This is a genomic window from Rhizosphaericola mali, from assembly GCF_004337365.2.
Classification (GTDB): Bacteria; Bacteroidota; Bacteroidia; order Chitinophagales; family Chitinophagaceae; genus Rhizosphaericola; species Rhizosphaericola mali.
The window spans coordinates 3,071,277-3,084,772 of the sequence record NZ_CP044016.1; the positions used below are offsets into that span (position 1 = coordinate 3,071,277).

A 13,496-nucleotide genomic window follows, 5' to 3' on the forward strand; every position below is an offset into this window, starting at 1 on the left:
CCAAATCATGATCTTTATTATTTTGACAAAACTTAATAATATTTCTTTCTTTTCATGAATAAATAAACACCCGAAACGGATAAATATATAGGAACAATGGCTCCTATAATATATAAAATTTTAATAATTATTCCTCCATATTTTCCTGTATGCAGGACATACAATGCATATCTAAAAGCTTGTGCAAAAGGTTTTTGATTTACTTTATTAATTTGAATTAATAGTCCCGTTTTAGCATCAAAATTTATATCACTCCCCTTGTCATTTCCCAACAGCCAACCCGAATCATCAAACAAACCACGAACCAGTATATCTTTCCCTACAATAGTCGGAACATTGATGGCTATAGTATGAAATCCAGCTATCGAGTTTGCTTTTTGTAGGACGGAATCTATATTAGCAGAAACTAAACAATTGGAAGTATTGGGTATATTCATTTTCCAATCGAAAGGATTCAATAATTCTCTATTCAACCATAGTCCTGAAAAGAAAACAACGGCAATAAAAGGAATACTCCAAACACCTAAAATCCTATGAAAGAAAGAGTTTATAGTATGTGTATTTTTATGATTTACCCGAGACTTAAATGAAATAACATTAATGATATTTTTCCTATAAATTATTATACCTGAAATAATCGACAATAACATGAATATAGCGGAAACATCCGTAACAAATCTACCTGGCCGATTCAATAACAATGCGTAATGCAGCGTGTACAACCACCGAAAAAAAGAAGCATGAAAGTCACTATAATAACCTTCTTTCAATACTTTTCCATTGTATGGATTTACAAATACAAAATAGAGATAGTCTTTTGAAATCTCTCTTTGATTTTTATATAGTAGAAATTCATAACTATCATACTTATCTTCTGGAAAATCATGCAATGCGATCTGACTTAAATCAGGATGCGTTTTAATCAAATTTCTAAAAATACGATCAATCGGCACCTTTTGTTTTGCTGGTTGTACATAGTGTAATTCAGGATTAAATTTTCTATCCAATTCTTTTCGAAAAAGAAGAATCATTCCTGAAACACAGAATATTATAATTAATAGTGTATTTAAAATACCCACCCAACTATGTACCCGAAATGCCAATTTCGTTATTCGCTTCTTGCTTTGCATAATTACATACGAATTTTGAATGAAGCAACTACTTGACGTAAAAATCCCTGTGTAATAAATCCACGTGAACCATAATAATAATGCTCATTAAACAAATTATCGGCACTCAATGTCCACACATATCTACTTTTCTCATAACTGATAACGGCATTCGCGATACTATAGGCATTTGTATAAAATTGTCCAGCAGATTTACTATTAATAATTACCGTTTTACCGTTATAGTTACCGCCCAATCCGAAAGATAAACCTTGTAAATTCCCGTGTTGAATGGCATAGTTTATATATACATTCCCCATCCAAGCTGGACCAGAATTAATCGGACGCAAGCCTTGTGTATTTGCATCAGACACACTTAATTTACTATTATTGTATGCGCCACCTACATGAACGAAAAAACTACTTATCGGATTGGATTGTACATCTAATTCCACACCACGACTATATTGTTTTCCATCTTGAATATACATAGAGATATCGTCAGGATTAGAACGAACCACATTAGAAACATTGATATCATAGTAACAAATAGAACCTGTAAGATATTTATTATAGTCAAATTTTAATCCACCTTCTAATTGATTACCATATTCTGGTTTAAAGTTTGAAACACTTCCATCAATTTGACTCATCGGTGCAACATTCTGAAAACCATTCATATAATTACCAAATACTGCAAGATATTTTGGAATAATTTGATAAGTAACACCCAATTTTGGAGAAAAGGATGTTTGATTATAAGAGTCAGATTTTACACCAGTCAATTGATTAAGAGTACCTTGATTAATATTGCGATCTATACGTGCACTAACCATAACAGACAAGGCTTCTATAGGATTAATTACATCAGAAAAATAAGCAGAGTAAGTAGCATATTCCGTTTTGGTTCTGGTCGGTGTAGTATTGAGCAATTTAGTATCTACTGTTTGTGCAGTTAACATTCCATAATTCGGATTAGAACCGTACAAAGCAACTGTATCAAAAGAAGACAAGGACTTAGAAACAATTGAATAAATATAATGAAAATATTCCAACCCTACAACTAGACGATTGCGAATATTTCCAATTTTAAAATCACCAATAAAGTTTTGCTGAATTTGTTGACTAGTGATATTTTCAGGATTATAAGTAACGACTTTTCTAATTAAAGAACTATCATGTTGGATCATCGTATTCGTCTGATAATAACCATTAGATTGGCTATTCGTACTAACTACATTTGTTTCAGACCTCCATTTATCCGAGATATTATAAACAGCTTTTCCATATAGATTCACCGTCATCGTATTCCATTGTAAACTATTATCGGTAAATGTTCTTTTATAATCTAATCCTAAATCTTTAGAATTATCAGGATTCACTAAAATTCCATTTGCCAATGGATTAGCAGGCTGAACCATCGATACATTCACAGAACTCCTATGAAAAATATCTGCATCCAAAGACAATTTTAGTTTAGAATTTGCTTGATAAGAAAAACTAGGTGCAATAAAAAAACTTTTATTCAAACCCTGATCTTGAAATCCTTCTTTATAGTTGTAAGCACCTATGATCCGAAAAAGCGCTTGACCATTTTTATCTAATGTAGAATTAAAGTCAAATGTTGCTCGCTGCATATTATTATTGCCACCCGCGATAGAAATTTGGGTAAATAAAGAATCTTGTGGTTTATAGGTAATACGATTAATCACCCCACCAAATGTTGTCATCGTCCCTCCAAATAATGTTCCTGTAGGACCTTTGACAACGTCCAACTGTTGGATATTTGCAGGATCGATATCATAAGCGACATATCCATCCACACCGTTACGAAAATTAGCATTGGTTCTGAAGCCACGTATCGAGTAATAAGGAGCTTCGCCAGCCCAGGCAGACGCCACACCGGCGACATTGGACAACATATTGAATATGAGATTATAGTTTCTATTATTCAATAATTTACCTGAAAGCGTATTTGTCACCTGTGGATTTTCTAGATCCTTTATTGGAAGTCTAGCCGCCTGTTCACTTGCTATATCTTTAGAATCAAGTAAAGTTGTTTTTACTTTTACTTCTTCGAGCGTATCATGTTGATATTTCTGCGCATACGTCATTGTAATGCACAATAGTCCTACAACCATTACTAAGAATGGTTGTCCATATGAGAATTTCATGTAAAATAATTGATGTAAATAAATGCTTTCTTAAAACAAGTATAAGGGCAATTTTCTCCTATATAGTACATTCTTTTCTATAGTAGAGAGTACAATACTCCTACTACAAAAAATGTATTAATAATAGAAAAAAATGCAAGATTAAGCAAGCACTTGAGCCGGTGGCTTTAATAATGGATCAACTACATATAGTTGCCAGATAGGACTATCATGAAGAAATAATCTCTCAGATTTGATAGTATATTTTGGAGAAATATTTTGAACAGAGGAAAAATAGTGTTGGCAAATCAAGGAATTCACCTTACTGAATGAATCGCCCAAATCCTTCTCCTGTTGTTGTTCTTTCTTCAAAGCTTTCATCAAGAAACAATGACCGTTACAATGTAAAAGAGGACGATTTTTATTGACACAATATTTTAGTTCTATTTCGCTCCTATTGGCGTAAAAATCTACAATCACGAATGCCTTACTGAAAGACATGCATACAAATGCTAAAAACGTGATTATAATTATTACTTGTTTCAATATCGTGTGTAAATATTTACTAAACCTAGAGCCGAGCAAAGATAAAGTAAATCCCAACTCGTTGGTTGAATTTTTCCAAACTAACTTTAAGAAATCATGAAATAAATAATATTTTTTCTAAATATGTTACGCCTCACTTAAATTTGATTTACCTTTGCGCCCCTCTATTTTTTAAGTAGAGAAGATAAAATTTTTAGGAAAATGAAAAAGTCATTTGCGCTTTTACATGCGGCTATTTTTTTGGCAGGATTTACTGGAATATTTGGACGATTGATCACGTTAAAAGCTGGTCTTTTAGTGTGGTATAGATTATTTTTTTCCTTTATAATTCTTTTTCTAATTCTTTTATTGACAAAAAAAATAAAAAAATACAATTTAAAAGATACCATTCGTCAAGGCTTTGGAGGGTTATTACTTGGATTACATTGGGTTTTATTTTACAGTAGTATTAAATATTCGAATATTTCTGTCGGCGTCGTTTGTTTTTGCTTGACTAGTTTCTTTACGGCAATATTGAATCCTATTATTAATAAAGTTCCATTCAGATGGGGGGAATTATTATTGAGTTGTATTGCACTTATCGGTGTCGGATTCATATTTAATATAGATGTAAGCTTCCAAAAAGGCATTCTCATCGGTGTCATTTCTTCCTTATTTGCATCTCTTTATGTCATGTATAACGAGAAAATGGTTCACAATTATGAACTACTAAATATCAACTGTTATCAGATGATGGGCGGTTGGGTTGGCATTTCCATACTATTGCCATTTCTATTAAAAATGGATAATATGCATTTTTATATTCCTGACGCAAAAAACTTAATGTATTTATTTCTACTTTCGTCCTTCTGTACGGTTTTATTATACCTATTAATTGCCAATGTTTTAAAAAGTCTCAATGCATTTACGATCAATTTGAGTTTCAACTTAGAACCAATTTACAGCATCATCGGTGCTATGTTTATTTATCATGAAAACAAAGAATTAACTCCAACTTTTTATGTAGGATTGGCGCTTATAATACTATCTGTTTCTTTACAAATGGTTAAATCAATGTATCAAAATCGCAAATTAAAAAAAGCGTATTAACGTCTAGAGTTACATCTTAATTCCTATTTCACGCATTAGTATAGCGGCATTCATACGCTGACAAATACCATTTTTCAATTTATAGTCAAAGTATAATTGTTGATCCTCTGCAACTTGCACATCAAAATGATAATTCTCTATTTTACCAGGATAATCATTTTGCATACTTGCCAACTCTACATCATGCGTTGCAATTACCGCAACCACTTTTTGTTCGATTAATTGAGTCATCAGTGCTTTTGAACCTGCATGTCTATCCAAAGAGTTGGTTCCACGTAAAATCTCATCTAACAATACAAATACTTTTTCCCCTCCATTCACGGCTTCAATAATTTGTTTAAGTTTCTTTAGTTCTGCATAAAATGTAGAGGTATTTTCTGCTAGATTATCTGCAATACGCATGCTACTCATCAACTTAGTCGGAGAGACTGTCATAGATTGTGCACAAACAGGCGCACCACAATTTGCCAATATTAAATTAACACCTAAGCTTCTTAGGAATGTACTTTTTCCACCCATATTACTTCCTGTAATAAGCGCAATTTTATCTTGTCCATTGATTGCAAATGAATTATTTACACGTTTGGATGCTGCAATTAACGGATGCCCTATTTCCGTTGCAGCCATATTGAAATACGTATCATTTATAGTTGGAAAAATCCAATCCGGATGATTAAATGTCAACGTACCCAGACTATTCAAGGCTTCTACTTCATATACAGTATTTAGCCACAAGGAAACTTTATCTCCAAATGCAGTTTTCCATTTATTCAAAGCAAGTGTAACCCAAACGTCCCACAGCAAGAATGCGTTCAAAAAAAAGAACAAAAATACATTCATCCGAACATCAAATTTTTCTAAAATCTTACGCAAATCTGCTATAGATTTAGAGGCTGAAATATTTTCATTGCGCAATTTATTTTGCAAAGTCACCAGCAACTCACCTTCTACTTTGAGATTTTCAAATAAGGACAATTGTTTGGATAAGGTAGCTATTTTAGGTTCCAATTTGTTGATTGCATCGTAGGATGCTGTAATTTTCTTTGTTTGAGCAAATGAAAAAATCAAAAATACCAAGACCGCTAAGGAAAACATACCGCCAGAAATAGAATCATTGAGATAAAGAAAAAGTGTAGACAAAGTAATTATTGGATAAACAATCTTCACGACATTCCAAGCTCCAGCAGCTAAAGGATTGGGTAATTTGGTCCAAGTATCAACCAATTTGGATACGTTTTCATCTATAGGATTATCCAATCCGACAGCGTCTACATCTTGACGAAAGGATAATTGTTTTGATAAATATTGTGTCGCTTTTTGCCTTTGTAAAATGATTGAGTTATCGGCTTTTTCTTTAAACCATTGAGCCAACACTTTTTTACCACCACTCGTATTTGCACGATTCACATATTGGAATATGGAAAAATTACCAAAAACATCTAGATCCGAAAGATATGCATGTGTAGGATCATTAAAGACGTCTCCACTCTCCCACGTTGAAAACTTCCCATCCAAGCCATCTAACTCTCTTCTATTAACCTTAAGCAAACTTTGCGTATATAATAAAGCAGTTTTCCACTTTACATCAATCGCCACAAAAACAAGAAATAGAATCAACAATAATACTATACCAACAATTAATATAGGCAATGAAGCTTTAAACATCTTCACCATCCAAACAATCAAAGCAACAATAGTTAAAAATCTTGCCCAACCGATTAATTTGCGTTTTTTACTTAGATTAGTTTCTTCTAATTGTAATTCCGATATATTTTTTAAATAAATTTCTCTTGCTTCATTCATGGGTTAAAGATAAGCTTAGTATTTTTTGTCAGAATAAAATATAGTAAAGATTTTATTTATAATTATTCTCATTTATATTTGCCTATCTTTTTTTAGTTTGAGGAAAATCACAGCCATATTATTCCTATTGTCCTTTTTCGCAATGAGCTTTAGTAAAAACATTGTGATGATTAATTTTTACATTAATCAGGATGCTATCGCCGCAAAATATTGTATCAATAAATATCGGCCTAGTATGCATTGTAATGGACACTGTTTTTTGATGAGGCAATTAAAAAAAGAACAGCAAAAGGAAACCAAAGATCTTGGTGATCAATTTGCCAAATACGAAATCGTAGTTAACCATAATTACACCCCGATTTTACCAGAAACTTCAAGTTTTCCTATCCAAACCAAAAACTACCAACTATATTATCCCTCAGAAAATATAGTCAAAAGACAATATAGTCTTTTCAAACCACCTTGTGCATAGTCTACATACTTATTAGCAACTATAATTACATAGTTTAATCTTCATTCATTTGAATTTACAATACACTTTTGCAAAAAAGCACATGTAAATTCCAAATTCACATGCATTCAAGTCTCTATTTTCAACATAAATAGGGAAAGGACTTCGTATGCACTAAATCTAAAGACATGCGTAAATACATTCAAAAACACTATATTCTTTTTTTCCTTAGTAGTTCTATCATTTATCTATATTCTTGTTCCAAAAGTGATAATAATATAACAACTCCCTCGGAAACGAATTCCTTAAATCTAATCAATAGTCAAACAATAAACTCGACTCCTTATAAAATAGAAACTTACATCCATACAGATTCTATAATCGTTGGTTACAATCCTATCATATTAAAAATTAAAGACACAACTACAAGTACTTATATTACTAATGCGACAATCCTTTTCGATCCATTAATGACTGCCAATGCGGGCATGCATAGACATTCTGGTCCTGTAGAACAACCAATTTACGCCTCTTCTAATGGTGGATATACTGGCGCATTTATGCCTATACATGGATCTACCATATCTTATGACAATGCTGGAAATTATACGGGCTGGACAATGAGATATGCCATCACAATTAATAATATTACATACGATACTGTTAAATATAATTTTGCGACAAAAAACATTAAGATCAATACGCAATTTTTCACTTCAGTTGCTGGCAATGATGGCTATACCTATTATATCGCATTGGTAACTCCGCAGCAGGCGAGTCAAAAAATTGGAATACAAGACTTGGAAGTTTCGATTTATAGAGGAGACAACCATGAAGCTTTATCATTTACACCCATAAACAATTTAACTATAACCAACTTCTATCCTTATATGCCGGATATGGGTCATAGTTCCGATAATAATACCATACCCACAAATACGACAAATGGACATTACAAAGGAAGCGTAAACTTCACAATGGGTGGAGCATGGACTTTAAATTTCATTAAAATAATGCAAAACGGATCTAGTCTTATCGACTCTACCGGATTAGAAATAGCATTTTAAATTAGTAAAATGAGGTCAATACTATTAATTGCCCTTTTAATAGTTTCTTATTCAAGTAGCGCACAAACACGACTAAAAGATACACTAGAAGCAGATGGAATTAAAGAAGTTACTATCCAGACAAGTGATAATAAATCTAATCATGGAAATGGACATGAAAAAGTAACTTCTTTGTTAGAAAAAATCCCTGGAATTTCATTAATTAGTCGTGGTGCATTTGCACAAGAACCAGTATTAAGAGGTCTAAATGAAAATCAACTGAGCAATACGATCAATGGAATGCGTATTTTTAGCGCTTGTACAGATCGTATGGATCCGGCTTCGTCTTATATCGAGCCCAACAATCTGAGTAAAATCGTAGTAAATACTTCCAACTATAACCAAACAATTGGCAATAGTATGGGCAATATTAATTTTCAATTAAATACAGCACAAATAGATAGTAATCGAAATTGGGATGGGAATTTTGGTACGGTTTGGAATAGTAATAATAACGAACAGCGTTATTTAGGTACTATAAATTATCATTCCAGCAAATGGGCTTTTCATATGGATGGCATCTATCGCAAAGCGCACGATTATACACCAGGAGGAAATAAAGATTCTAATATTGTAAACTACGGAACATGGTCCAACAAACAAGTATTTACAGTAAATCAACAAGGTAAAATTAATTTTTCCCAATATTCGAAATGGAATATTCATGCAAACACTAAATATGCGATCAATAATTATAGTCAACTATCTATAGATTATGTGCAAGATGAGGCGCATAATATTGGATATCCCGCATTAACGATGGATGTATCACATGCTATTGCGCATATCGCGAGCATAGAATACAATTGGAAAAAAGCTGGCAATTTCATTTCTGAAGTACACGAAAAATTTTATTTAAATAGTGTTAATCATGCAATGGATGACACCAAACGTCCAATCGAACAAGTGGCGATGCATATGGATATGCCAGGAAAAGATCACACAATCGGCAATCTTTTACAATGGGATATGCCAATCAATCAACAGCAAAAAATAAGTTATCAATTAGAATCTTATTTTTTCAGATGGAATGCTTCGATGACTATGTATCCAACAGCAACACAGACAAAAATGTTTATGTTGACTATTCCAGATGCGCAAAAATTGGATAATAATTTAACAATCAACTATAATTACAACAATTTTACCAACTGGGAATTTAATATTGGTGGCAATATTGAATATTCCATGAATAAGTTGTATTCTGATATAGGAAAACAACAACTTAGTACAATTACAATGAGTCATAATTCGCATAACTATATTCCATTTAATATTTTTGCGGATGCACGCTATATTGTAAATACACATTGGAATATATATGGAACGTTCAATAGTCAATCACGATCACCTATGACAAAGGAATTGTATTCCATATACCTTTACAATCCGACGGACAACTATGACTATATTGGCAATCCAAACGTAAAACAAGAAAAAATACAACATATTGAACTTAGTGTAAACTATCACAAAGATAAATTACATAGTTCTATCAGTGTTTTTGGTTATCAATTTTCTGATTATATCGCTGGTACAGTACAACCCAATAAGGAGGCTATGACGGCGAACGCCAGAGGTGTAAAACAATATCAGAATATTGGTTCTGCACACTCATTTGGAGCAGAGTGGAGTTTAAATTATAGTTTTGATCCTCATTTTTCCATTATAAATAATAGCTCTTATCAATACGGAAAAGACAACCAAGGTCATGCGCTTCCTCTAATACAGCCATTTAGAGATTTTACGCAGATTAGTTATAACAATCCAAATTTGATCAATATTTATTTATCCCAACAATTATCCGCAACGCAAAATCATGTGAGTAGTTTTTATGGGGAAACACGTACTCCAGGATTTATAATATTTAATGCTGGAGCGTCAAGAGAATGGCAACAATTTGCCCTAAATATTCAATGTAACAACATTCTAAATAAATATTACTACGAACATTTAGACGTTTTAAAACTCCCAAGAATGGGCAGAAATTTTGAATGTTCCATTTCCTACAAGTTTTAAGTATTTTTACATCTATCAAATAATAAATAATGAAGTACAACAAATTATTTTTAGGTCTTACCTTAGGCACAGCCTTATTTTACTCTTGTCAAAGCACTAATAATACGCCTGCTAAAGCGGGCAAATCTCCGATTGATTCTATGATGGAAATCGTGATGCATGGTCATGATGAAGGTATGAGCAAAATGGGTCGTGTGGAAAAAACAGCACAAGATCTTTCACATAAAATTGACAGTTTGCAACAAGCAAAAAAAGTAGATCAAACACTTTTAACAACTTGGAAATCAGCAAAAAAAGATCTGGACTTGGCAGATAGTAGCATGAATAAATGGATGGATGAATTTGATATGGATATGCCCAACATGGATTCCTCCGCAAAAGTTCAATATCTACAATCCAATATTAAATGGGTAAGCGGTGTAGCGGATAGTCTTGGTACCGCATTAAAAAATGCAGAGGAAATCTTAAAAAAATAATCCTAGTATCGCAAGAACAATACTATTGCTCTTGCGATATATTCCAACTATTCAATTTCTGTTTTGCATAAGCATATCCGTATTCGAATATTTGTCGAGACTGCTTTAAATCTAGCATCTTGAACTGCATCATCGCAGGTGGATCAAAAAACAAATCACAATATTTACTTTTATCCAAAACAGATTTGTTGATGGATAGGTTAAATGTACGGTCAATAATATCCAACATTCTAATTTTCCCTTTGGTCATCTCCATTGAATTCACGGAACTACCGACTATAAATTCGCAATTACCCAACAAGGGTTCTATAGGAAAATTGTTCATAATACCTCCATCCAAATAAACATCAGCACCTATCACAACCGGTTGAAAAACAGTGGGAATACAAGAGGATGCTCGAATTGCTTCGGACAAATTTCCCGAATTAAAATATTCTATCGTTCCTGTGTTGATATTCGTCGCTGCGGCGATGAACGGTATTTTGAGAGCTTCAATTTGATTTTTTGGGAAAAATAATTTGAATATCCGATCGAAAACATCCATTCTAAATAATCCCGGTTTTCTAAATTGTAAATTGGCTCTACCCAAAAATTTCACTTTGCTGATAATTTCTACTATTTGATCTGGTGTAAATCCTCCTGCATAAAAAGCTCCAAAAATAGCACCCGCACTTGTACCGGAGATGATATCAGGTTTTATTCCTTTTTCTTCTAAGGCTTTAATTATTCCCAGATGTGCTATGCCACGCACGCCGCCACCGGACAAACAATAGCCTATTTTGTACATATTCAATTATTTAATTATCACAGATCCTATTTGTTTGGATAAAAAATCTTCTTGATCTTTCAATTGTTTATACACTTTCATGATAATAATCTGTTCATCAAAAGATTGGTCTTTTTGCAAGGCGGATTCTGCTTCTTGTAAAAGGTTTTTTATTTTTCGGATTTTGTAAAAAATAACCGTTTTATTGACATCTTCCCTCCAAACATCTGTCGCTTGTGGCGTCAAACTAACCCCTTGTTTTTCCGTAAAACGCGAACTTAATTCGTATGGAAAAAGCGTCGCATCCACGATTGTTTTATTGATATTATCATTGGGATAATAAAGCAATGTTTTAACTGTCGGTTCTTTTCCTGCATTATACTCTTGGATATATACATTGAAAAGTTCTTCAAATCCTACATTTTCCCAACCAAAAGTTTCTACTTGCTCTTCAATAAATGACGCAACTGAAACATTGTTTTCCCATTCATTCAAACCATATTCCAACAATACACGAATGAGATTTTTTTCTTGATTAAAATCCTTATTGGAAAGAACAATCTCACTATCCAAACCAGGCATTGCCACTTCTTCTTCCTGCGCTTCACTACCTTTTTGCTCGTAGCGACGTTCTTCTTTTAGATATTTATCTCGTTTATATTTATTGACCAAAGTCGTCAAACCACCTTCATCAATTTTTAATAATTCCGAGCATTTACGGATATAATCTTGTTGTTTGGTAAAATCTTCTGTTTTGTCAATTTTACTTAAGGTCTCTGCGATGTGATTAACGACTTCATTTTTTTTATTCAAATCACTACCTGCATCCTTCATCATCACATCCAATTGGAATAAGATAATGTCCTTCTTATTCTCATTGACAAATGCGCGAAAATCCTCCGCACCGACTTTTTTTACATAACTATCCGGATCTTCCTTATCAGGAATCAAGACTAAATGTACATTCAGACCTTGCTCAATCGCCATATCAATCCCACGAAGTGCCGCCTTGATACCTGCTGCATCACCATCGTAAATGATCGTCAGATTGTTGGTATATTTCTGAATTAAACGCAATTGATCTTGTGTCAAAGACGTACCACCGCTGGAAACAACATTTTCCACGCCCGCTTGATATAGGCTAATCACATCGGTATAACCCTCTACCAGATAACATTCGTCTTGACGATCAATCGCTTGACGTGAAAAATAAATACCATATAAAATTTTACTTTTTACATAGATTTCATTTTCAGGGGTATTGATATATTTGGGTGCGTTGGCGGGCGGTTTTCCGATAACGCGTGCACCAAATCCCAAAATTTTACCTGTAGGATTATGTACAGGAAAAATAATACGGCCGCGATAATTATCGACATACGCATCGCCATAACGTTGCGTTACCAATCCTGTTTTTAATAAAATGTCTGGGTTATATTGATTTTTTACCGCCTCACGAAAAAAAATATCTCGATCTTGTGGATTATAGCCTATCTGAAATTTTTCAATAATATCGTCGGTAAATCCACGCTCATAGAGATAAGACATGGCAATATCATTGCCTTCTTCCGTTTCCTTTAATTGCTCCGTAAAGAATTTTTGTGCGTATTGATTGGCGATAAATAAACTTTCGGATAATTGGCGCGCTTCTCTTACCTCATCACTGACTTCCGTCTCTTCAATCTCAATATTATATCGATTGGCCAACCAACGCAATGCTTCAACATAAGAGATATGCTCATGATCCATCAAAAAACTGATCGTATTACCACTCTTGCCACAACCAAAACATTTGTAGATTTCTTTAGCTGGAGAAACGGTAAATGAAGGAGATTTTTCTCCATGAAAAGGACACAATCCCAAATAATTGGCACCGCGCTTTTTCAATTTTATAAATTCACCTATTACATCAATAATGTCAATCCGATTGGTAATCTGTTGTATCGTCTGTGGAGAAATCATGCTAAAACAAAGTTCC

11 protein-coding genes are annotated in these 13,496 nt (G+C 33.3%); 5 read left to right on the plus strand and 6 right to left on the minus strand.

Annotated features, from left to right (window positions below; all coding sequences use genetic code 11):
* Nucleotides 1-32: 32 nt before the first annotated feature.
* The 3 genes from E0W69_RS13235 to E0W69_RS13245 form a co-directional block, all read right to left on the minus strand.
* Nucleotides 33-1,130 carry a PepSY-associated TM helix domain-containing protein gene (locus tag E0W69_RS13235; RefSeq protein ID WP_131330526.1) on the minus strand — a complete coding sequence of 366 codons (1,098 nt, stop codon included), beginning with the start codon at nucleotides 1,128-1,130 and terminating at the stop codon, nucleotides 33-35.
* Between the two features lie 2 nt (nucleotides 1,131-1,132).
* The gene (locus E0W69_RS13240) at nucleotides 1,133-3,283 is read right to left on the minus strand and encodes a TonB-dependent siderophore receptor (protein ID WP_131330527.1); all 2,151 of its coding nucleotides are present in this window, start codon (nucleotides 3,281-3,283) and stop codon (nucleotides 1,133-1,135) included.
* Nucleotides 3,284-3,424: 141 nt separating this feature from the next.
* Nucleotides 3,425-3,763: a hypothetical protein gene (locus E0W69_RS13245; protein ID WP_131330528.1), complete on the minus strand. Its 339-nt coding sequence runs from the start codon at nucleotides 3,761-3,763 to the stop codon at nucleotides 3,425-3,427.
* A gap of 246 nt (nucleotides 3,764-4,009) precedes the next feature.
* Between E0W69_RS13245 and E0W69_RS13250 the strand changes: the two genes are divergently transcribed.
* On the plus strand, nucleotides 4,010-4,897 hold the full coding sequence (locus E0W69_RS13250) for a DMT family transporter (protein ID WP_131330529.1): 888 nt from the start codon (nucleotides 4,010-4,012) through the stop codon (nucleotides 4,895-4,897).
* 9 nt (nucleotides 4,898-4,906) lie between these two features.
* Here E0W69_RS13250 and E0W69_RS13255 read toward each other — a convergent pair whose 3' ends face one another.
* Nucleotides 4,907-6,700 (minus strand): MutS-related protein, encoded by a 1,794-nt coding sequence (locus E0W69_RS13255; RefSeq protein ID WP_131330530.1) that lies wholly within the window; start codon nucleotides 6,698-6,700, stop codon nucleotides 4,907-4,909.
* Between the two features lie 166 nt (nucleotides 6,701-6,866).
* Between E0W69_RS13255 and E0W69_RS13260 the strand changes: the two genes are divergently transcribed.
* The 4 genes from E0W69_RS13260 (at nucleotide 6,867) to E0W69_RS13275 (ending at nucleotide 10,752) form a co-directional block, all read left to right on the plus strand.
* Nucleotides 6,867-7,172 carry a hypothetical protein gene (locus tag E0W69_RS13260; RefSeq protein WP_131330531.1) on the plus strand — a complete coding sequence of 102 codons (306 nt, stop codon included), beginning with the start codon at nucleotides 6,867-6,869 and terminating at the stop codon, nucleotides 7,170-7,172.
* 167 nt (nucleotides 7,173-7,339) lie between these two features.
* Nucleotides 7,340-8,218 (plus strand): FixH family protein, encoded by an 879-nt coding sequence (locus E0W69_RS13265; protein WP_131330532.1) that lies wholly within the window; start codon nucleotides 7,340-7,342, stop codon nucleotides 8,216-8,218.
* A gap of 9 nt (nucleotides 8,219-8,227) precedes the next feature.
* Complete coding sequence (locus E0W69_RS13270; RefSeq protein WP_131330533.1) at nucleotides 8,228-10,276, plus strand: TonB-dependent receptor; 2,049 nt, start codon at nucleotides 8,228-8,230, stop codon at nucleotides 10,274-10,276.
* 29 nt (nucleotides 10,277-10,305) lie between these two features.
* A complete protein-coding gene (locus tag E0W69_RS13275) occupies nucleotides 10,306-10,752 on the plus strand; it encodes a hypothetical protein (RefSeq protein ID WP_131330534.1) in 447 nt (148 codons plus the stop codon).
* A 22-nt stretch (nucleotides 10,753-10,774) separates the two neighbouring features.
* Here E0W69_RS13275 and E0W69_RS13280 read toward each other — a convergent pair whose 3' ends face one another.
* Together E0W69_RS13280 and dnaG are read right to left on the minus strand one after the other, a co-directional pair.
* Entirely contained in the window at nucleotides 10,775-11,539 is a 765-nt protein-coding gene (locus E0W69_RS13280; RefSeq protein ID WP_131330535.1) for a patatin-like phospholipase family protein, read from the minus strand.
* Nucleotides 11,540-11,545: 6 nt separating this feature from the next.
* The gene (gene dnaG, locus E0W69_RS13285) at nucleotides 11,546-13,480 is read right to left on the minus strand and encodes a DNA primase (protein ID WP_131330536.1); all 1,935 of its coding nucleotides are present in this window, start codon (nucleotides 13,478-13,480) and stop codon (nucleotides 11,546-11,548) included.
* Between the last annotated feature and the right edge of the window lie 16 nt (nucleotides 13,481-13,496).